We start from the raw sequence: 20,772 nt of genomic DNA on the forward strand, positions 1-20,772 counted from the left end.
AAGCCGAATGAACGGTGTCATCCGCCGTCTGCGGCGGCGGCCTCGTAGCGGGCTGTGAGCACGAGCCATTGCTCCTCGACTTCGGCCAGTGATTTCATCGCGTCCGAACGGGCGCGGGCATGATCGGTCGCCCTGGCCGGATCGGCTGCGTAGAGGGCACTGTCGCCGAGGCGGGTGTCGAGCTGCTCGATCCGCTTGTGTAGCTCGCCGATCCGGGATTCGGCTTCCTTGATCTGCTTGCGGAGCGGGGCGATCTGCTCGCGCTTCTCGGCGTCGGCGCGACGCCGGTTCTGCGCCGCGGTTTTGGGATTGTCGGCCTTCGCCGGCGCCTTACGGCGTCGCGGACCCTCGACGACCAGCCGGCGATAGTCGGTCATATCGCCATCGAATGGCGCAACCCCGCCGTCGGCGACCAGCCAGAGGCGATCGGCGCTGGCTTCGATCAAGTGCTGGTCATGGGTGATGAGGATGACCGCGCCGGAGTAGTCGGCCAGCGCCCGTACCAGGGCCTCCCGGCTTTCGATGTCGAGGTGGTTGGTCGGCTCGTCGAGGATCAGCAGATGCGCACCGGAGAAGGTGGCGATGCCCAACAGCAGCCGCGCCTTCTCGCCGCCTGAGAGATCCCCGGCGGGCGTATTCATCTTGGCGGTGACGAAGCCCATGGCGCCGACACGGGCGCGGACCTGCGCCTCGGTCGCATCCTCCATCAGCTCCCGGACGTGATCGTAGGCGCTGAGCTTGGGGTTGAGTTCGTCGAGCTGATGCTGGGCGAAGTAGGCGACCTCGAGCCGATGGGATCGTTTCATCCGGCCGTCCTGCGGCTCCAGCCGCCCGGCGATCAGCTTGGCGAAGGTCGACTTGCCGTTGCCGTTGGCGCCGAGCAGGGCGATGCGATCGTCATCGTCGATACGGAGATCGAGGTCGCTGAGCACCGGTGTGTCCGGCTCGTATTCGACCGACACGTCTTCCATGGCGATGATCGGCGGCGACAGCCGTTTGGCGGGTTCGGGGAACGAAAACGGCAACAGGGTCGAGTCCGCCAGCGCGACGATCGGCTCGAGGCGAGCCAGCGCCTTGAGCCGCGATTGGGCCTGGCGAGCCTTGGAGGCCTTGTAGCGGAAGCGCTCGACAAAGGCTTCCATGTGCCGGCGCTGATCCTCCTGCTTCTTGCGCATCTTGAGCTGGAGTGCCTGCCGCTCGCGCCGCTGCCGGTCGAACTGGTCGTAGCCGCCGCGATAGTAGGTGAGCTTGCCGGCGTCGAGATGAACGATGCCGTCGACGGCGCGATTGAGCAGGTCGCGATCGTGGCTGATGAGGAGCACGCTGCGCGGATAACGGGCGAGGTAGCTCTCCAGCCACATGGCACCTTCGAGATCGAGATAGTTGGTCGGCTCGTCGAGGAGCAGGAGGTCCGGCTCGGCGAACAGAACCGCGGCCAGCGCGACACGCATGCGCCAGCCGCCCGACAACGCCGAGCACGGGCCGGCCTGCGCCGCCTCGCTGAAACCGAGACCGGCGAGGATGGTGGCAGCGCGGGCTTCGGCCGAATAGGCTTCGATGTCCGCAAGCCGCACTTGAATCTCGGCGATGCGATGAGGATCGGTAGCCGTCTCGGCCTCGTCGAGCAGGCGGGTGCGCTCGACATCGGCGGCGAGCACGACATCGAGGAGGCTGTCCTCGCCGGCCGGCGCTTCCTGGGCGACCTGGCCGATGCGCGCGCGCTTCGGTACGACAATCGCCCCCGTCTCCGGCGTGATCTCGCCGGTGATCAGCCGGAAGAGCGTGGTCTTGCCGGTTCCGTTCTGGCCGACCAGCCCGGTCTTTGCCCCGTCGGCCAGGGCGACGGTGGCGCGATCGATCAGAAGCCGGTGGCCGATACGGTAGGTGATGTCGTTGATGTGCAACATGGCGGTGGCTATGTGCCGCCTCGCGGTTGCGAGGGCAAGGCCTTCCATTGAAATCCGTGTCCGCGCCGGTTACATCGGGTCTGTTCCGATACGGCAATGCAGCGAGGTTTCATGTCCGAGATTGTGTGCCACCCGGCTGGTGAAACCGGAGCCGTGGCGAGCGCCTGACCGGCGCGTGACTCTTCCCTAGCCGGAGCTTCGGCTGCGGCGATTCCGATTTCGACCAGCGCATTTGTGCCGTTCGTCGCGTCGCTGACGGGGCGGGCCCTGATGACACATGCGCGGCCTTCAGCGCCGCGGCGAAGTGGTCGAGATCAATGACATCACCCCAGGACCTGACCGGCTTCGGCTGGTCGAATGCTTTTCAATCGCAGCTTTCCCTCGAGGACATGGAGGCAAGCGAACCCGCCCGCGTGGTCGCCGTTCATCGCAACGGTTTGGACGTGAGCGGCCCAGGCTTTTCCGAACGGGTCGGCTTCCCGCCGACGGATGCGCAAGATGAGGAGTCCTGGCCGACGGTCGGCGACTGGCTGCTCGTCGCCAAGGCCGACCATCGGCCGCTGCGTCTGCTGGAGCGCAAGACTCTGTTCAAGCGCCGCGCTGCCGGCACCGGCCGCCGCATCCAGCTCATCGCCGCTAATGTCGATACGCTGCTGATCGTCTCGTCCTGCAATCAGGACTTCAACCCCCGCCGGCTGGAGCGGTACCTGATACTCGCACGTGACGCCGGCGTCATGCCGGTGATCGTGCTGACCAAGGTCGATCTGGTCGATGATCCGACGCCGTACCGGGTCGCCGCCGAACGGCTGATGTCCGGACTTCTGGTCGAGTGCGTCGACGCCCGCAGCGACGCCGGGGTCGCGCCGTTGCAATCATGGTGCGGGCCGGGCCAGACGGTGGCACTGGTCGGCTCGTCCGGCGTCGGCAAGTCGACTCTGGTCAACACGCTCGCCGGAAACACGGAACAGGCGACGCAGCCGGTGCGGGCCGACGACGATCACGGCCGGCATACGACCACCGGTCGGTCGCTGCACCGTCTCGCCGACGGCGGATGGCTGATCGACACCCCCGGCATGCGCGAACTGCAGCTGGTAGACTCCGAAGCCGGCGTCGAGGCGCTGTTCGACGATATCGTCGCGCTGGCGGCCCAATGCCGGTTTGGGGACTGCGCCCACGACACGGAGCCCGGATGCGCGGTACAGGCCGCGCTCGCTGACGGCACGCTCGCGCCGGAACGGTTCAGGCGCTACCGCAAGCTCCAGGCGGAGGAAGCCCACAATTCAGCGTCGATCGCCGAGCGGCGGGCGCGCGAGAAGGGCTTCGGCCGGATGGTCAAGGCGATCATGCGCGACAGCCGGAAGCGGTGAGGACGGGGCGTCCGGTGAGTCATGGTTTTGGATTCCCGCCTCCGCGGGAATGAGCGTAAATGGGGACGACGGCGAGCGGGCAGAGGCAGGCGGGGGGCTGGGGCCCAGGACGAAGCACCGAGAACATCTGCCGCGTTTGGTGTCGGCCTGTCCACCACCGCTCGTTCCCGCGAAGGCGGGGACCCAGAAGCTCAAACCTCTTCCGGTGGGTCTTCGGAAATCGAACCGGCTCTCTCCCGGAAAGGTCGAATGCCGTTTCACCGCCGCCCTTTGACATCGGCCCGCCCCGTGCGGTTAGTTGGCCCAACTCGGGTGCAACGCCCTCGAACGGACGCGATCCCGACAAGGGACATGACACATGCGCGCACTGCTCGCCACCGCCGGACTGGCCCTGGTTGTCGCCGCCCCGGCGTTTGCCGAAACGCCCGAGGAAGCGGTCGCCTACGCGTTTCTCGGGCTCGCCGACGGCGCGACGCTCGAGCGTAGCGGAACGACGATAGAGTGGACCGAAACGGCGGCCTCGCCGGCGACCTTCGACGGGGTCGCGATCATCGGCGGCCATCGCTCCAACATCCGCTTCATCATTACGGCGACCGAGGACTGTCGCTACGAGATCACCCTCCAGGGACCGGCGAACCTGGTCCCCGGCGGCAGCCGGCTGTTCGGTCGGGTGTCGCTCCGGGAAATCCGCGACGTGAGGATCAGTGAGACCGGGTACAAGTCACAGATAGAGGGCACCGGGTTCTGCCAGACCGGGCAACACAATCCCAGCTGTATGGTGGCGCGCGACCCGGATCTGTTCGGTACCGTCGACCTTGACCGGCACCGCAAGATGGTGGCGTTCCTTCAGGACGAAGTCTGCGTGGCGACAACCCAATAGGCGAGTGATGACCGACTGGAAGCACGATGGCGTCAAGGTGATCCCGGGGGACAGCCTCGACCCCAACACGGCGCAGACGCCGGGGATGGAGCGGGCCGCCGCGATCAATTTCGCTCGCGCCGGCGCCCAGAAGATCTGGGCGGGCACGGTGGTGATCCGGCCGAACGCCAAGACCGGCGCCCATCATCACGGTGAACTGGAAAGCGTGATCTACGTGATCAAGGGCCAGGCGCGGATGCGCTGGGGCGAGCATCTGGAATATGTGGCTGAAGCCGGTCCGGGCGACTTCATCTTCGTGCCGCCCTACGTGCCGCATCAGGAGATCAACGCCTCGACCGACGAACCGCTCGAATGCGTGCTGGTGCGCAGCGACAACGAAGCGGTCGTCGTCAATCTCGACATCGAGCCGGTGGAGAAGCCCGAGGAAGTCCTGTGGGTCGATCCCATCCACCGCGACCCAAGCGGATAGCGCCAATCCCATAAACCGCGTAAAAGCCGGGTCGTTGGCCCCGTCGCGCTAGCCGAGGCCGCATCAGTTTGGGCTCTCGCCATGCTCGCTCTCATCCGCAGCGAAGCTGCCTTCATCGTCGCCGCCGCAACGACGCTCGTCATGTATACGGTCGGCGAGGGCTGGTTCTATGATCTGTCCGACCCGCTGATCTTCACCGGCCTGTTCATCTGGATCTTCGGCGCGATGATCTGGTCGGCCTTCGCGGCGGTCGGCCACGCCGACGAACTGGCGGAGATTCTCGGCGAACCGTACGGCACGCTGATCCTGACGATCTCGGTGATCAGCATCGAGGTCGCGGTGATTTCGGCGGTGATGCTGACGGGGCAGGCGTCGCCGGAGCTCGCGCGCGACACCATGCTCGCGGTGCTGATGATCGTGCTGAACGGCATGGTCGGACTGAGCCTGCTGATCGGCGGGGCCCGCTACGGCGAGCAGGAATACAACCTTCAGGGGGCGCGAGCGTTCCTCGCCGTTCTGGTGACCCTGGCGACGATCACCCTGATCCTGCCGCGGTTCACCACCTCGACGGCCGATCCGAGCCTCGACACGATGCAGTCGATCCTGTTCAGCATCGCCACAGTGGCGCTTTACGGCACGTTCCTGGCGATCCAGACCGTTCGCCACCGGGGCTACTTCGTCGACCCGGCACCCTCGGTCGGCGCTGCGGTGGTTCCCGCGGAGGCGGTGCACCATCATACGCCGAGCGGACGCGGGGCAGCCTTCCACGCCGTCTTCCTGGTGCTGACGCTGGTCCCGATCGTGCTCCTGTCCAAGAAACTCGCGACCCTGATCGACGCGGGTATCGTCGCGCTCGCGGCGCCGGTGGCGCTCGGTGGTGTCCTGATTGCTCTGCTGGTGCTTGCGCCGGAAGGACTGGCCGCCTTCAGGGCGGCGAACGCCAATTCGCTCCAACGCGCCGTCAACATCTGCCTCGGCTCGGCGCTGGCGACCATCAGCCTGACGGTTCCCGCCGTGATCGTTATCGGTCTGGTCACCGACACCCATGTGATCCTCGGGCTCGACAACACCGACATGGTGCTGCTCACCGTGACCCTGATCCTCAGCCTGATGACCTTCGGCGGCGCCCGCACCAGCGTGCTTCAGGGCGCCGTCCATCTGGTCCTGTTCTTCGTCTACATCGTGCTGATCTTCGATCCGTGATCAGGACAGCCCGACCCCCGTCTCGCGCTGGAAGAAGATGAGATCGAGCGGCGGCGTGGCGTCAGGGCCGGCGATCCCGGTCACCAGGCCGTGGGCTTGACCGCGGTGGTGGGTCTGGTGATTGAAGAAGTGCGCCAGGGCCGGTGACAGGGGCTGGCTGATGTCCTGGGGCCGGACGACGGTGCGGTAGCTGAGGGTGGCGGCAATGTCCGCTTCGGACAGGCCATCGACATACGCGATGATCCGCTCGTCCTCCACTTCACGGGCCGCACGCAGGTCAGCGAACCGCTCGTGCAGGATCGCGTCGAGCTCCGTCGGCACGGGACCCTCACCGGTGAACCGGCTCATCCAGACATAATCGCCGACCAGCAGGTGGTTTAGGGTGCCGTGCAGCGAGCCGAAGAAGGCGCCGCGGTCCGCCCGATAGTCGGCATCGGGCAGCGTGGCCGCCGCATCGTAGAGCCTGCGGTTGGCCCACTGGTTGTATCGGGCGAACATGGCGTAGTGTGACTTCATGTAGGGTGGCCTCGTTCCATCAGCTGCTCGGCAGATCGCTGGTTTCCTGGTTTTCACGGGTTCGTTGCGCGTCGGGGTGTCGTTAGCTGGTCGCGCGGGCGGTGCAACGATGAGCCTTACCAAGCTAACACGGTGCTACCGAGCAGGAGCATGGAGAGTTCGATGACACGTTTCCCGCTGAGACAGCTTCTTCTCGCCCTCTTTGTGTTGGCGCCGAGCCTGGCCCTGGCGGATGCGGCTGTTCTCCGACCGTCCAATCCGGACACGACAGCACTACCGCCTGCCGAATGGCCGAAGCCGCCCTCGGAGCTCTTTCCCGGGCTTTTTCGCGCGGTGGCGCTTGCCGACGTAGTCGTCGCCAAGGACTGGGCCGACGCGGTACCGAACAAACCGGTGGCGGACATCCTGAGCGCGTATGAGCGAGACAAGCCGGTTGGCAAGGACGCCCTTCATGCATTTGTCCAGGCGAACTTCACGCTGCCGGACGACGATGACCCCGAAGGTGATCTCCCCCAGGGTCTTGGCATGCGCGGTCATATCGAAGCGCTGTGGCCGTTGCTGACCCGGAAAAGCGGTGCCGGGGCGAAGGGAAGTTCCCTCATTCCCCTGCCGAACCCCTACATCGTGCCCGGTGGACGATTTCGGGAGGTGTACTACTGGGACAGCTACTTCACCATGCTCGGGTTCGGGCCGGATCAGGCCAAAATCCGATCCAACATGATCGATAACTTCGCCTACTTGATCGACCGCTTCGGTTTCATTCCCAACGCCAATCGAACCTATTATCTTAGCCGGTCGCAGCCGCCGTTCTTCTTCATGATGGTCGGCCTGTTGTCGCCGGACGATCGTGGCGCGGCCTTCCAGGCCTATCTCGATGAGCTCCGTAAGGAACACGCGTTCTGGATGGACGGCGCCGACGGGCTGAAGCCAGGCGAGGCAGTGCAAAACGTGGTGCGGCTCCCCGATGGGGCTATTCTCAATCGCTACTGGGACAGCCGCGACGTCCCGCGTGACGAATCCTACGAAGTGGACGTCAAGACGGCCTCGCAGACGACGCGTCCGGCGGATACGGTCTACCGCGATTTGCGCGCGACAGCGGAAAGCGGGTGGGACTTCTCCTCACGCTGGTTCGCCGCAGCCGATCTCGACAGCATCGAGACAACCAACATCCTGCCGGCCGACCTGAACAGCCTGCTCTACGGTCAGGAGCTGGCGATTGCCGCCGGCTGCCAGGCCGCCGGCGACGCGACGTGCGCGACCGAATACGCGGATCGCGCCAAGCAGCGGCAGGCGGCGATGAACGCTTATCTGTGGAACGCCGATCTCGGCGCATTCGCCGACTATGACCATGTCAACCGCGAGCACCGCTCCGCGGTTACGGCGGCGATGATCTATCCGTTGTTCTTTGGGGTGGCAACCGACGACCAGGCCGCGGCGACGGCCCGCCTCGTGGAAGGGAAGCTGCTGGCGCCCGGCGGGCTGGTGACCACTACGGTTGCGACACACCAGCAGTGGGATAAGCCGGACGGCTGGGCGCCGCTGCAGTGGCTGGCGGTCAACGGTCTGCGTGACTATGGCGAGGACGACTTGGCGCGGACGATCGCTCAGCGGTGGCTGGAGACAGTCGCGCGGACCTACTGTGCCAGCGGCAGGTTGGTCGAAAAATACAATGTGGAAACCGTGTCACCGGGCGGCGGCGGCGAATACAAGCTGCAGGACGGCTTCGGTTGGACCAACGGTGTTACCATCGGCCTGCTCAACCTTTACCCCAATCTTTCAAGCTACGGCGACATCAAGCCGACCGACGTGAGCCAGTCCGACGCGGCTCGCCTGAAGGCGTGCGAGGCGGCGTTGCCTTAGGCGAGCGCGACGCTGCGCGTTCTCGATGGTAGCGTTGGTCACGCTTAGCCCTATGACCGTTGGCTAGTGGTTCGACTCCAACATTTGCTACCCTCCTGCGGTACACGGTCAGGCAAATGTCGGAGTCATAGAACCACTAGCAAATATTTGATCCTAGTGGAGCTTTTGAATTTGACATTTGAGCAAGAGCCTGGCCGCAAACGAGACTCAAATGTCAAATTCGCTCCACTAGGCGGTGTTTGGCGGAGCGGGAGACAATCATGACAGGTCGGTGTTTGAGTATTGCGGGAGCGGTGTTGATGGTGACGGCTTTCGCCGGCCCGAGCCAGGCGGATGACGCCGACGGGATCGTGTGCGGCCGGGTCGTGCTCACCGGCGGCGAGAAGGCGGTGGAATTCGTTGACAACGGAGCGCCGGGGGTCAGCATCGGCGACGTTCGTGCCGGCTGGCGGGCACTTCACGATGACGCGGGCACCTACCAGGGCAAGACGTATTTCGTTGCCACCGTCGTGGATGTCGATCCGGAGGGTGGCGGCGACACGGTGCAGGGGACTTACACGATTGCGCTGGCCGATGGCTGGCTGGTCGCGGCGGCCTTTTACGGCTGGAACGATGCGTCCGACGTCAGCCAGCGTGCGACAGGGGCGACGCTGGTGATCACCGATGGGTTCGGCGCCTATGGCGGCGCCGAGGGAATCCTCACCATCGAGCCGGGCGATACCCCGAAATATCGCTTTCAGGTGGATTGCGAGGATTAGGCCGTGGACTTGTAAACAGCGAATGGGGCGCACAGCCGACTGCCGCGCCGGTTGTTCGGGGGGCGTCACAAAACCCCCACTCTTCTTCAATAGCTTGGTTGCTTCCTCGTCTTCGGCAAAATCACAAAATAAGGAGTCTCCGATGCGTGCACTATTCCTTGCTGCCGTAATGGCCACGACGGGCGGCGCTGCGCTCGCGCAAGATGTTCCGAACCTCGTGGGCACCTACGAAATCGCCAAGTTCGAAGGCATCGCCGCCGGCCCATCCTCTCATCGCGCCGACGGTGATGCCGGAGCGATCCGGGAATCTGATACCGCCGCCGCCAGCTTCGAGATCACGAGCCAATCGGGGAACCGCCTCACGGCCAAACGCGTGAGCGACCAGAGCGAGGAAACGCTGCTCGGCATGATCGCATTTGATAACGAAGAGATATTCTTCGTTGATGACGATGATTTTTGGGTCGGTCGGATCATGGGCAACGGCGTTCTTGAGGTCTGCGCCATGAAGTCTGCCAAACACGACGACGGCCATGCCCTCGGGGTGAAATGCATGGAGCTGGTGAAGCAGTAGCCTTACCAGACGACGCTTCCGACATCGGCCACCGGGCGACACCCCGAAATATCGCTTTCAGTCGGATTGCGAAGACCAGGCGCGCCGGAGGTCACCGGCGCTCAATCGCCTGTGCCGGTCGACCGGGACGCGGCTGCCGTACCGATGGAGCGGTTTTTTCGGTTGGCGTGCATGGGCAGGATCAGTCCCCACGCGGTCTCCCGAGGCGATCCGACCGCTCGAAACCCGAGCTTTTCATAAACGGCGATCGCCCGCGCATTGTCGGGATGAGGATCGGTGGCGATCACCGGAGCGCCGGCATCAAACATGTCCTTCATCCTGTTTGCGATGAACGCCGAACCGTGTCCGCGTCCGATCATTTCGGGTTCACCAATGTACTGATCGATGCCGCGCGACCCCTCAGGCAAGTGGGCAAAATGGTGCTCCTCCCAACCGTGCACCGCATAGTCCTGCATGAACGCGAACGGTCTTCCGTCCAGCGCAACGATCCATCTCGCCACGCGGGGATCGTCGATTTCATCCTGGTCGTAGGGTTCGCCGGCATCCCACCACCGGCGAATGTGAGGGCGTGACCGCCAATCCATTAGCAGTGGCACATCGCGCATCGTCACCTGGCGGAAGCTATAGCTTTTCGTCTCAGGCATCCGACAAACGCTTCAGGGTTTTGCGGCGGGAATCCACCTGCCTGGCTTCGATTTTCGCCCGGGCGTGACGGTTAACCGACCAGCGTCAGGACGTTGCCGGCCGGGTCCTCGAAATGGGCGAGGGAGCCGCCCCAGAACTGCTTCTCCGGCGGCCCCTGGAGCGAGACGCCCTTGTCGCTGAGCCAGCGATAGGTCGCGTCGATATCGTCAACCTGCAGGGAGACGCCGACGAAGCGACCGACGAGGCTGCCTTCCCGGCCGCTCGGATCCTCCTGCTCGACGATCAGTTCGGCGGAGCCGACGTCGTAGCCGGCGGCGTTGGCGTCTTCCATCGCCCAGTTTTCCTTCAGGCCGAGCGTGTCGCGATAGAACGACCGCGCCTTGGCGAAGTCGTCGACGAAGATGCGGACACCATAAAGACGCATCGCGTGGCACTCCTTCCGGGCGTTGGGGAAACGGTAGCGCTGTTTCGCGGTGCGGGACAAGGCGTGGGTGTGCCGCGATCACAACGATACCGGTTTCCCTCCCCCCTTGCGGCGAGGGGGAGAGGAGGGCGCGTCGGCAGGTGAAGCGTGCTTCGAGGGCCGCTCCGCGGCCACCTCAGCATGAGGGGGTTGGACTTGGTATCGTTTTGACATCAGGGTGGAGCACCGCCGGCCTCATCTTGAGGTGCGAGGGCGTGAGCCCGAGCCTCGAAAGACGCGCGCCACTGCACTGCGACGGATCGGCGGCGCGGTCTTGCGTGCTTCGAGGGCCGCTCCGCGGCCACCTCAGCATGAGGGGGTTGGGCTAGGTCAAGTCGGGGTAGACGCCACAGACTCTCCCGGAACGCCGGGATGTTGCGGTTACAACGACACCGGCTTCCCTCCCCCCTTGCGGGGGAGAGCCGCAGCGTTGCGCGGGCGGCGGAGGCCGTACTCAGGCGATGTCGAACCGATCAGCGTTCATCACCTTGGTCCATGCCGCGACGAAGTCGATGACGAACTTCTCCTTCGCGTCGTCCTGGGCGTAGACCTCGGCGAGGGCGCGGAGCTGCGAGTTCGAGCCGAACACCAGGTCGACGCGGGTGCCGGTCCACTTCAGGTCGCCGGTCGCCCGGTCGTGTCCTTCGAACACGGTGTCGTCGTCGGTCGGCTTCCACTCCGTGCCCATGTCGAGCAGGTTGGCGAAGAAGTCGTTCGACAACGTGCCGGGATTGGCGGTGAACACGCCGTGCTGTGAATCGCCGACATTGGTGCCGAGCACGCGCATGCCGCCGATCAGCGCCGTCATCTCCGGCGCGGTGAGGGTCAGGAGCTGGGCCTTGTCGACCAGCAGCGCTTCCGCCGGCGCATCGTATTGGTCGCTATGGTAGTTGCGGAATCCGTCGGCGACCGGCTCCAGCACCGCGACCGACTCGATGTCGGTCTGCTCGGCGGAAGTATCCATCCGACCCGGCGTGAACGGCACGGTCACGTCCTGGCCAGCGTTTTTCGCCGCCTGTTCGATTGCCGCGCAGCCGCCGAGGACAATCAGGTCGGCAAGTGAAACTTTCTTATCGCCGGTCTGGGCGCCGTTGAACGCCTGCTGGATACCCTCCAGCACGCCAAGGACCTTGGCCAACTGGTCCGGCTGATTGACCGCCCAGTCCTTCTGTGGCGCCAGCCGGATGCGCGCGCCATTAGCACCGCCGCGCTTGTCCGAGCCGCGGAAGGTGGAGGCCGAGGCCCAGGCCGTCGACACCAGCTCCGAAACCGACAAGCCGGAGGCGAGAATCCTGGCCTTGAGATCGGCGATGTCAGTGTCGTCGACGAGCTCATGGTCAACCGGCGGGATCGGGTCCTGCCAAAGCAGGTCCTCCGCCGGCACCTCGGGGCCGAGGTAGCGGGCCTTGGGGCCCATGTCGCGGTGGGTCAGCTTGAACCAGGCGCGGGCGAAGGCGTCGGCGAATTCGTCCGGATTCTCGTAGAAGCGCCGGGAGATACTTTCGTAGTCCGGATCGACCCGGAGCGCGAGGTCGGTGGTCAGCATCGACGGCGTGCGGCGCTTGGCGGAGTCGAACGGATCCGGCACGGTGTCGACGCCGGCCCCGCCCTTGGGCGTCCACTGGTGCGCGCCCGCGGGACTCTTGGTCAGCTCCCATTCGTATTCGAACAGATGCTGGAAGAAGCTGTTGCTCCACTTCGTCGGCGATGTTGTCCAGATGACTTCGAGGCCGCTGGTGACGGCGTCGTCGCCCTTGCCGGAACCAAAGCCGCCCTTCCAGCCGAGTCCCATCTCCTCGATCGGCGCGGCCTCCGGCTCCGGTCCGACCAGCGAGGCGTCACCGGCGCCGTGGGTCTTGCCGAAGGTGTGACCGCCGGCGATCAGAGCGACGGTCTCCTCGTCGTTCATTGCCATGCGAGCGAAGGTCTCGCGGATGTCGATGGCCGCCTTGGCCGGATCGGGATTGCCATTCGGCCCTTCCGGATTCACGTAGATGAGGCCCATCTGAACGGCGCCGAGCGGGTTCTCCAGATCGCGGTCGCCGGTGTAGCGTTCGTCGCCGAGCCAGGTTTTCTCCGGACCCCAGTAGACGTCCTCCTCTGGCTCCCAGACATCCGGGCGCCCGCCGGCAAAACCGAAGGTCTTGAAGCCCATCGACTCCAGCGCACAGTTGCCCGCCAGGATCAGCAGATCGGCCCACGAGATCTTGTTGCCGTATTTCTGCTTGATCGGCCAAAGCAGGCGGCGGGCCTTGTCGAGGTTGGCATTGTCCGGCCACGAATTGAGCGGCGCGAAGCGCTGCTGGCCCGATCCGCCGCCGCCGCGGCCGTCCCAGACGCGATACGTGCCGGCGCTGTGCCAGGCCATGCGGATGAACAGTGGGCCGTAGTGGCCGAAGTCAGCCGGCCACCAGTCCTGGCTGTCGGTCATCAGGGCGTACAGGTCTTCCTTGACGGCATCGAGATCGAGCGTCTTGAACGCCGCGGCATAATCGAAGCCGGCGTCCATGGGATCGGACAGCGAAGAGTTCTGATGGAGAATTCTCAGGTTAAGCTGGTTCGGCCACCAGTCCGGGTTCGCGTCGTTCTCGGCCGCGGTGTGGATAACCGGGCATTGGCCCGCGCTCTGATTCTGCATATCGGTCTCTCTCTTCCCGTTCCGAGAAAAATCGCTGGGGTCGCCGTAGCTCGTGGCCCCACGGCGAAATCAAGGGCCAAGCCACAATTGGAATAATGCCAATTCAGCTCTATAAAATCCAATCATATCGATTGGCTCTCGTGATAAGAGAAACTGATCACGATGATCTCGTTGAAGCAACTTCGCTATTTCGATCTGCTGGCGGCGACCGGCCATTTCGGCCGTGCCGCGGACCGGGCTGGCGTGTCGCAGCCGGCCCTGTCGATGCAGGTGCGGGAACTGGAACGGGCGCTCGATGGCCGGCTGGTGGAGCGAGAGCCGGGTGGCGCGCGGCTGACGCCGCTGGGCGAGGAGGTCGCCCGCCGCACGGCCAGTATTCTGTCGGAGGTCCGCGATCTGGAAAGCCTCGCGGACATCCGGGGCGGCTTGCTCAGCGGACCGATCCGCCTCGGCATCATCCCATCGGTCGCGCCGTTTCTGCTGCCGCCGCTGCTGAAGCTGATCGAGTCCGAACATCCCGATCTGGAGCTGACCATCCGCGAGACGGTGACGGAGGCGCTGGTGGAGGAACTCGCTTCGGGGCGTCTCGACGTGGTGATCGCCAGCCTGCCGCTCGAGCGGGACGACCTGGAGGAGGCCGAAGCATTCGAGGACCGGTTTCTGCTTGCGGCGAGCGAGGGCACGCCCCACGCCGCACGAACGCCGGCGCTCGCCGATCTGATCGAAGCCGACGAACTGCTGCTGCTCGAAGACGGTCATTGCTTTCGCGATCAGGCGTTGTCGGTCTGCCACGCCATCGATCCGGCTCGGCTCCGCAGCTTCGGGGCGACCAGCTTCTCGACCCTGCTGCAGCTCGTCGCCGCCGGACACGGGGTCACGCTCCTGCCGGAGATGGCGGTCGCGGCCGGCATCGTCGCCGATCCGCGGTTGCGACTGAATCGCTTCGCCCGGCCGGAACCAAGCCGGACCATCGGCGTCGCCTGGCGACGGCGCTCGCCCCGCGCCGACGATTACCGCGCCCTCGCCGAACGGGTCGCGGAGGCGGCAGGCGGCGCCAGCGTCGGTGGCGCGACTTGACGCAGCGCCACGTTCCTTGCTGCGCCGGTAGCCGGCTCATAGAGTGACCGGTAAACGAGAACCAACGTTGGGGAGGAACGCCGATGGCGACCATGCAGGCAGTGATGTGCCATGGACCCGAGGACTACCGTCTCGAGGAGGCCGAGGTGCCCGAGCCAGGGCCGGGGGAGGTCCTGATCAAGGTCGAGGCGGTCGGCATCTGCGCCAGCGATCTCAAATGCTATCAGGGGGCGCCGCTATTCTGGGGCGACGAGCATCGGGTTGGCTACTGCCAGCCGCCGGTCACGCCGGGGCACGAGTTCGTCGGCGAGGTGGTCGCGCTCGGCGAGGGGGCCGGCCACAAGTATGGCCTGTCGGTGGGCGATCGCGCCGTGTCGGAGCAGATCGTACCCTGCTGGGACTGCCGGTTCTGCCGCCACGGTGAGTACTGGATGTGCCAGACCCACGACATCTACGGCTTCCGGCAGAAGACGTTCGGGGCAATGGCCGAGTACATGCTGTTTCCGGCCGGCGCGCTGAATTACAAGGTGCCGAAGACGATCCCGGTCGAACATGCGGCCTTCATCGAGCCGCTGGCCTGTTCGATCCATGCGGTCCAGCGCGGCACCATCGAGTTTCAGGACGTGGTGGTCATCGCCGGCGCCGGGCCGCTCGGCCTCGGTATGATCGCGGCGGCGCGGATGAAGAATCCGAAACTCCTGATCGCGCTCGACCTTAACGACGACCGCCTGGAGACGGCTAAACTCAGCGGTGCCGACCTGACCTTCAACCCGACCAAAGTTGATACCGTCGATGAAATTCTCAAGCTAACCGACGGATATGGCTGCGATATCTATTTCGAGGCGACGGGCCATCCTTCGGCCGTCGCCGATGGCCTCAGGATGATCCGCAAGCTTGGGACATTCGTCGAGTTCAGCGTGATGCGCGAGCCAGTGACCGTCGACTGGACCATCATCGGTGACACCAAGGAACTTGACGTGCGCGGCGCCCATCTCAGCCCGCACTGCTACCCGGTCGCCATCCGCATGCTGGAGGAAGGGCGCCTGCCGATGGACAGGATCGTCACCCACACGTTGCCGCTCGCGGAGTTCCAGCGCGGCATCGATCTGGTCGGCGCCGGGACCGAGTCGATCAAGGTTACGCTGCAGCCATAGGCGCGACGATCATGCGCCGCCGGTCAGGCCGGCGATGTCAATGACGATCATCTCGTGGTCGGAGAGGGGCGTGCCGTCCGGCGCAAGAGCCGGCACGATGCGACTTCCGGAAATGTCGAGCCCGCGGGTCAGAAACCAGTCGAGCTTCTGGGCGCGCTCTTCGTCCGGGTTCGTTCGGCTGGCGCGGGTGGTCATCTGATCGATCGGCCCGCCGTGCCGGGCGTAGCCGGCGTCCGACGCGACGTCGAACAACTCCTCCTCCTCGAAGTCGCCGCTCGACAGGCCGGTGTTGAGATCACCGCCGATGAGGGTTGGCAGGCCGCCTGCATAGACATCGAGGGCCCCGACGAGTGCCGCCATCTGGCGGGCGCGGCCTTTGCTGTCACCGCGGCTTTCGAGATGGACGGACGCCACGGCAACCGCCTGGCCGCCCACGCGGACAGTCGCGATGATGGCGCAGCGACCGCCGATCCGGGGTTGGCCGGCGTTCTCCGCGAACCACAGCCGGTCGTCATCGAAGCGGAGCAGCGCCGGCGCGTAGAGGTGGGTCGCGGCCAGCACGGCGTTGCCGTGAAAGCCCTTCGCGTTGAAGTCGTCGGTGCAGAGATGGCGCTCGCGCTCGGAGCCGAGATCGAGTTCCAGGAACTCGACCCCGTAGGCGTAGCCCATGCCCAACCTGTCGGCGATCTCGGCCGTGACGTGGCGCTGGTTGGTGCGGGCCATGCCATTGTCGACCTCGGACAGGAGCGCTACGTCGACTTCGGTCCTGGCGATCAGGTCCGCGGTCTCCTCAGGAAAATAGCCGCGCTCGATGTTCCAGGCGGCGATGCGGAGCGGGAACGCAAGCGGCCGTCCAGCCGACGCGGGCGGTGCCTCGACGCCGCACATGCAGGCGAGTTCGGCCATCAACGCTCCGTGCACGGCTTCGGTCCGCGGCCGCTCGCGGAGCGCCTCTCGCTCGGAGACGGACGGGGCCGGCAGCGGCGCCGGCTGAGCCGGCGTGAGGGCCTGTTTCAAGAGGTGATCCTCAGCCGTGTCGCCTTGTCGAACAGGTGGATCGCGGCGTCGTTCGCCGACAGCGGCAGTACATCGGGCACCTCGTGATCGATGCCGAGCAGGGTGGTCAGCGTCTGACCGTCGACATGGCCGTGAACCAGGCGGTGGGCGCCCAGCTCCTCCACATAGGAGACCGCCAGCGGGAAGGGCGCGGTCTGCCCATCAGCGACCGGACGGAGATCCTCGGCGCGGACGCCGACAACGACATCCGCCGGTGCGTCGTCGGGAGGATGGTACGGTAGCGGCGTGTCGCCGATCATCAGACCCTGGCCGTTGCGCCGGGCGTCGAGCAGGTTCATGGCCGGCGAACCGATGAAGCCGGCGACGAAGGTCGACGATGGCCGGCGGTACACCTCAAGCGGCGTGCCGATCTGTTCGATGCGACCGAGGTTCAGGACGACGAGCCGGTCGGCGAGCGTCATGGCTTCGAGCTGATCGTGGGTGACGTAGATCGACGTCGTCTTCAGCCGACGCTGAAGCTGCTTGATCTCGCCGCGCATCTGCACCCGCAGCTTGGCGTCGAGGTTGGATAGCGGCTCGTCGAATAAGAAGGCAGCGGGCTCGCGGACGATGGCGCGGCCCATCGCGACGCGCTGACGCTGTCCGCCCGACAACTGCCGCGGCTTGCGGTCGAGCAATGGGGCGAGTTCGAGGATGCGGGCGGCTTCCTTCACCCGGCTCTCGATTTCGTCGCGCGGAAATCGTCTGTTCTTCAGACCGTAGGCGAGGTTCTGGTGAACGCTCATATGCGGATAGAGCGCGTAGTTCTGGAAGACCATGGCGATGTCGCGGTCGGCCGGGTCGACGTCGTTGACCAGCCGGTCGCCGATCCGAATCTCGCCATCGGTGACGGTCTCGAGGCCGGCGATCATCCGCAGCAGGGTGGACTTGCCACATCCCGACGGGCCGACGAGCACGATGAACTCACCGTCGGCGACATCGATCGAGGTGTCATGGATCGCGGTGGTATTGCCGGCATACACCTTCGAGACATTGTCGATCAGGATTCGGGCCATGTTCGACGTCTCCTATTTGTCGCTCTCGGTAAGCCCGCGGATGAACCAGCGCTGGAAGATGACCACGACCAGAACCGGTGGCAGGATCGCCAGGATCGCCAATGCCATTGCCTCATTATAGGCGGGAATCTGAGCGCCGACCCACACTTGGAGGATTTGCTTGATGCCGCGCACCAACGTGAAATAGCTCTCGTCGGTGGTCATCAGCGTCGGCCACAGATACTGGTTCCAGCCATACACGAACATGATGATGAAGATCGCCGCCATCATCGGCCGGGAGATGGGGACGAGAATATCGATGAAGAACTTCATCGGACCGGCGCCATCGATCCGCGCCGCCTCGAGCAGTTCGTCGGGCACCGATTTATAGAACTGGCGGAAGAAGAAGGTGCCGGTTGCCGAGGCGATCAGAGGGATGATCAGCCCCTGATAGCTGTTCAGCATGCCGAGCTGCTGCACCACCTCGTAAGACGGGATGATACGCACCTCGAGCGGCAGCAGCAGCGTCGTGAAGATCATCCAGAAGGCGATCGTGGCCATCGGAAATCGAAAATACACGATGGCATAGGCGGCCAGCATGGAGATGATGATCTTGCCGACCGCGAATCCGAGCCCGAGGATCATCGAGTTCATCATCATCAGGCTGCCATCGACCTGCTGCGTGAACCCGCTCGATTCGAACAGCACCGCCTCGTAGGTGTCGAGGAAGTGGCCGCCCCAGTTGAACTGCAATCCGTCTTTGTGAATCTCGAGCGGATCGTGAGTCGACGTCAGGAAGGCGATGACCACCGGCGACATCATCAACAGCGAGCCGGCAATGAGAATGAGGTGATCGCTGAGGGTGACCCGTCTCATGTCAGCGCCTCCCGTGGCCGTCGGTGTTGGAATCGATCATCGCCGCCTCAGTTGTAATGAATGCGCCGCTCGATGAAGCGGAATTGCAGGATGGTGAGGACAAACACCAGTATCATCAGGATCACCGATTGCGCCGACGAGCCGCCAATGTCGTTGCCGCGGAAGCCTTCGAGATAGACCCGGTAGACCAGCGTCACCGGGTTGTTGGCCGGTTCGTTCTTGGTCATCACGTCGATGATGCCGAAGGTGTCGAACAGCGCGTAGGTCATGTTGATGATCAACATGAAGAAGGCGGTCGGCGCGAGCAGCGGCGCGGTCATCGTCCAGAAGCGCTTGAAACCGGAGCGGCAGTCGAGGGCCGCAGCTTCGGTGATTGATTTCGGAATGCTCTGCAGCCCGGAGAGGAAGTAGATGAAGTTGACCGGTATCTGATTCCACGAGGCGGCAATGATCATCGCGATCGCGGTGTCGTTGTAGTCGACGCCGACCCGCATCTCGCCGCCGAGCGAGGCGATCAGTTCGGTTATCGGACCGATGTTGATGTCAAACAGAAGCGCGCCGATCAGGCCGGTGACTGGCGGGGCGACGGCATAGACCCAGATGATCAGTGTCTTGTAGGTCGTCGCTCCACGGATGACCTTGTCGGCTTTGACGGCCAGCAGGAGCGCAATCGACAGGGCGAAGAACGCGACCAGCACGGTGAAGACAGCCGTGAAGGCGGCGGTCCGTTGATAGGTCGGGCTCGACAGCGCCGTCGTGAAATTATCGAAGCCGACGAAGGTCGCACCGAAGCCGAACGGGTCTTCGAGATAAAACGACGACTGGATGGCCTCGGCCGCCGGCCAATAGAAGAAGATGAAGACAATGGACAGCTGCGGTACGAGCAGGGCGTACGGCAACCATCGCGAGGAAAACTGTACGCGCTTCATGTCGCGGCCCGGCCCGGCGTGCCGGTCGGCGATCGTCTATCGAAGTCACCGGAAGGCGCGGAAATCGCGCCTTCCGGCCATGGATGTCGGCTCACGCCTTATTGCGCGGTCGTCTTGGCGAAACGCTCGAGCAACTGATTGCCCTCGGTCTCGATGTTCGCGAACGTCGTGTCGACGTCCTGCTCACCGGAGAGGAACTTGCCGTATTCGCGGTTCATGACGTCACGGATCTGGACGTAGAAGCCCATCCGGTAGCCCTTGTTCCACTCGCCGCTGGCCTGCGACAGCTGGAGGATGCCGATCTCGGCCGCCGGCTTCTCCTCGTAGTAGCCATCCTCGGTCGCGAGCTGATAGGCAGCCTTGGTGATCGGCACGTAGCCGGTGTCCTTGTGCCAGAGATACTGAATCTCCGGCGAGGTCAGGAAGGCGAAGAAGTCGGCCGAGCACTTGTTCTGGTCATCCGGCTTGCCCGACATGGCGAACAGCGCCGCGCCACCGATGAAGGTGTGCACACCCTCGTCGACGATCGATTCCCAATAGGGGAGGAAGGTCGCCGAGAACGGCATGGACGCCGATTTCTGCAGGCCGCCGAAGGAGCCCGACGAGCCGATCCACAGCGCGACCTTGCCTTCCTCGAACGGCTTCTGGTTCTCGCCCCAACCAGCGCCGAAAAAGCCGAAATAGCCTTCGTCAAGCCACTCCTTCACCTTGGAGAAGTGCATCTTGATCTCTGGCGAATTGATCAGCAGCTTGGTGCCTTCGATGCTGTCATAGCCGTTGGCGTTGGTGGCGAACGGCAGATCATGGCGCGAGAAGAAGTTCTCGGTGAACTCCCACGGCAGATGCGACTGCACCAGCGGGATGTAGCCGGCGTCTTTCAATGCCGGCGCGATCGTCTCGAACTCTTCCCAGGTGGTCGGTGGCTGGACGTCGGCTTTGTCGAACGCCTCGGTGTTGTAATAGAGGATTGGCGTCGATGAGTTGAACGGCATGCCGATGAACTTGCCGTCGGCGTCGGCGTAGAAGTAGCGCACGCCTTCGATGTAGTCGTCGGCGCTGAATCCGGTTCCATCCTGTTCGAGCAGATCCTCCGCCGCGATCGTGGCGCCCGGTGCGGCGATGATGGTCGCGGCGCCGGCGTCGAACACCTGGATGATGTTGGGTTGTTCGCCGGCGCGGAAGGCGGCGATGCCGGCGGTCAGGGTCTCTTCGTAGTTGCCCTTGTACACCGGGGTGATCTGACAGGTATCCTGCGCCGCGTTGAACCGCGTGCCGATATCGTTAACGACTTCACCGAGTTGGCCGCCCATGGCATGCCACCAGCTGATGTCAGTGGCGGCGAGGGCCGTTGTGCTGGAGAGTGCGAGCATCAGCCCGCCGGTCAAAATCTTCTTCGTCATCCCAGGTT

Annotated in this window: 19 protein-coding genes; 9 read left to right on the forward strand and 10 right to left on the reverse strand. The window is 64.5% G+C overall.

Annotation, left to right across the window (positions count from 1 at the left end; genetic code table 11):
* Nucleotides 1–17 precede the first annotated feature (17 nt).
* Nucleotides 18–1,907: an ATP-binding cassette domain-containing protein gene (locus tag ACO076_RS13330; RefSeq protein WP_421723321.1), complete on the reverse strand. Its 1,890-nt coding sequence runs from the start codon at nt 1,905–1,907 to the stop codon at nt 18–20.
* Nucleotides 1,908–2,224: 317 nt separating this feature from the next.
* Between ACO076_RS13330 and rsgA the strand changes: the two genes are divergently transcribed.
* The 4 genes from rsgA (at nt 2,225) to ACO076_RS13350 (ending at nt 5,826) form a co-directional block, all read left to right on the forward strand.
* Complete coding sequence (gene rsgA / locus ACO076_RS13335; RefSeq protein ID WP_421723322.1) at nt 2,225–3,274, forward strand: ribosome small subunit-dependent GTPase A; 1,050 nt, start codon at nt 2,225–2,227, stop codon at nt 3,272–3,274.
* A 358-nt stretch (nt 3,275–3,632) separates the two neighbouring features.
* Nucleotides 3,633–4,154: a hypothetical protein gene (locus ACO076_RS13340; RefSeq protein WP_421723323.1), complete on the forward strand. Its 522-nt coding sequence runs from the start codon at nt 3,633–3,635 to the stop codon at nt 4,152–4,154.
* A 7-nt stretch (nt 4,155–4,161) separates the two neighbouring features.
* On the forward strand, nt 4,162–4,623 hold the full coding sequence (locus tag ACO076_RS13345; RefSeq protein ID WP_421723324.1) for a cupin domain-containing protein: 462 nt from the start codon (nt 4,162–4,164) through the stop codon (nt 4,621–4,623).
* Between the two features lie 81 nt (nt 4,624–4,704).
* The gene (locus ACO076_RS13350) at nt 4,705–5,826 is read left to right on the forward strand and encodes a calcium:proton antiporter (RefSeq protein ID WP_421723325.1); all 1,122 of its coding nucleotides are present in this window, start codon (nt 4,705–4,707) and stop codon (nt 5,824–5,826) included.
* On the opposite strand, the gene ACO076_RS13355 is transcribed toward ACO076_RS13350, so the two are convergent.
* On the reverse strand, nt 5,827–6,342 hold the full coding sequence (locus ACO076_RS13355) for a DinB family protein (RefSeq protein WP_421723326.1): 516 nt from the start codon (nt 6,340–6,342) through the stop codon (nt 5,827–5,829).
* Between the two features lie 162 nt (nt 6,343–6,504).
* Here ACO076_RS13355 and treF point away from each other — a divergent pair, with 162 nt between their 5' ends.
* From treF to ACO076_RS13370, 3 genes are all read left to right on the forward strand, one after another.
* Nucleotides 6,505–8,202, forward strand: a complete 1,698-nt coding sequence (gene treF / locus ACO076_RS13360; protein WP_421723327.1) for an alpha,alpha-trehalase TreF — start codon at nt 6,505–6,507, stop codon at nt 8,200–8,202.
* A 299-nt stretch (nt 8,203–8,501) separates the two neighbouring features.
* Nucleotides 8,502–8,960 carry a hypothetical protein gene (locus ACO076_RS13365; RefSeq protein ID WP_421723328.1) on the forward strand — a complete coding sequence of 153 codons (459 nt, stop codon included), beginning with the start codon at nt 8,502–8,504 and terminating at the stop codon, nt 8,958–8,960.
* Between the two features lie 142 nt (nt 8,961–9,102).
* The gene (locus tag ACO076_RS13370) at nt 9,103–9,531 is read left to right on the forward strand and encodes a hypothetical protein (protein ID WP_421723329.1); all 429 of its coding nucleotides are present in this window, start codon (nt 9,103–9,105) and stop codon (nt 9,529–9,531) included.
* A gap of 101 nt (nt 9,532–9,632) precedes the next feature.
* On the opposite strand, the gene ACO076_RS13375 is transcribed toward ACO076_RS13370, so the two are convergent.
* The 3 genes from ACO076_RS13375 to katG all read right to left on the reverse strand — a co-directional run bounded on the left by ACO076_RS13375 (nt 9,633) and on the right by katG (nt 13,277).
* Complete coding sequence (locus ACO076_RS13375) at nt 9,633–10,175, reverse strand: GNAT family N-acetyltransferase (RefSeq protein WP_421723330.1); 543 nt, start codon at nt 10,173–10,175, stop codon at nt 9,633–9,635.
* A 71-nt stretch (nt 10,176–10,246) separates the two neighbouring features.
* Nucleotides 10,247–10,600 carry a VOC family protein gene (locus ACO076_RS13380; protein WP_421723331.1) on the reverse strand — a complete coding sequence of 118 codons (354 nt, stop codon included), beginning with the start codon at nt 10,598–10,600 and terminating at the stop codon, nt 10,247–10,249.
* 493 nt (nt 10,601–11,093) lie between these two features.
* Nucleotides 11,094–13,277 carry a catalase/peroxidase HPI gene (katG, locus tag ACO076_RS13385; RefSeq protein ID WP_421723332.1) on the reverse strand — a complete coding sequence of 728 codons (2,184 nt, stop codon included), beginning with the start codon at nt 13,275–13,277 and terminating at the stop codon, nt 11,094–11,096.
* A 162-nt stretch (nt 13,278–13,439) separates the two neighbouring features.
* On the opposite strand from katG, the gene ACO076_RS13390 reads away from it, so the two are divergent.
* A complete protein-coding gene (locus tag ACO076_RS13390; protein WP_421723333.1) occupies nt 13,440–14,354 on the forward strand; it encodes a hydrogen peroxide-inducible genes activator in 915 nt (304 codons plus the stop codon).
* A gap of 83 nt (nt 14,355–14,437) precedes the next feature.
* Nucleotides 14,438–15,508, forward strand: a complete 1,071-nt coding sequence (locus tag ACO076_RS13395; protein WP_421723334.1) for an alcohol dehydrogenase catalytic domain-containing protein — start codon at nt 14,438–14,440, stop codon at nt 15,506–15,508.
* Nucleotides 15,509–15,517: 9 nt separating this feature from the next.
* Here the strand turns inward: ACO076_RS13395 and ACO076_RS13400 are convergent, their stop codons facing one another.
* The 5 genes from ACO076_RS13400 to ACO076_RS13420 all read right to left on the reverse strand — a co-directional run bounded on the left by ACO076_RS13400 (nt 15,518) and on the right by ACO076_RS13420 (nt 20,764).
* On the reverse strand, nt 15,518–16,525 hold the full coding sequence (locus ACO076_RS13400) for an endonuclease/exonuclease/phosphatase family protein (protein WP_421723335.1): 1,008 nt from the start codon (nt 16,523–16,525) through the stop codon (nt 15,518–15,520).
* Nucleotides 16,522–17,580 (reverse strand): sn-glycerol-3-phosphate import ATP-binding protein UgpC, encoded by a 1,059-nt coding sequence (locus tag ACO076_RS13405; protein ID WP_421723336.1) that lies wholly within the window; start codon nt 17,578–17,580, stop codon nt 16,522–16,524. Before ACO076_RS13405 ends, ACO076_RS13400 begins: the two co-directional genes overlap by 4 nt.
* Before the next feature lie 12 nt (nt 17,581–17,592).
* Entirely contained in the window at nt 17,593–18,435 is an 843-nt protein-coding gene (gene ugpE, locus ACO076_RS13410) for a sn-glycerol-3-phosphate ABC transporter permease UgpE (RefSeq protein ID WP_421723337.1), read from the reverse strand.
* 47 nt (nt 18,436–18,482) lie between these two features.
* Complete coding sequence (locus ACO076_RS13415; RefSeq protein WP_421723338.1) at nt 18,483–19,364, reverse strand: ABC transporter permease subunit; 882 nt, start codon at nt 19,362–19,364, stop codon at nt 18,483–18,485.
* A gap of 98 nt (nt 19,365–19,462) precedes the next feature.
* On the reverse strand, nt 19,463–20,764 hold the full coding sequence (locus ACO076_RS13420) for an extracellular solute-binding protein (RefSeq protein WP_421723339.1): 1,302 nt from the start codon (nt 20,762–20,764) through the stop codon (nt 19,463–19,465).
* Nucleotides 20,765–20,772: the final 8 nt, after the last annotated feature.

The organism is Bauldia sp. (genome assembly GCF_965232525.1).
Classification (GTDB): domain Bacteria; phylum Pseudomonadota; class Alphaproteobacteria; order Rhizobiales; family Kaistiaceae; genus Bauldia.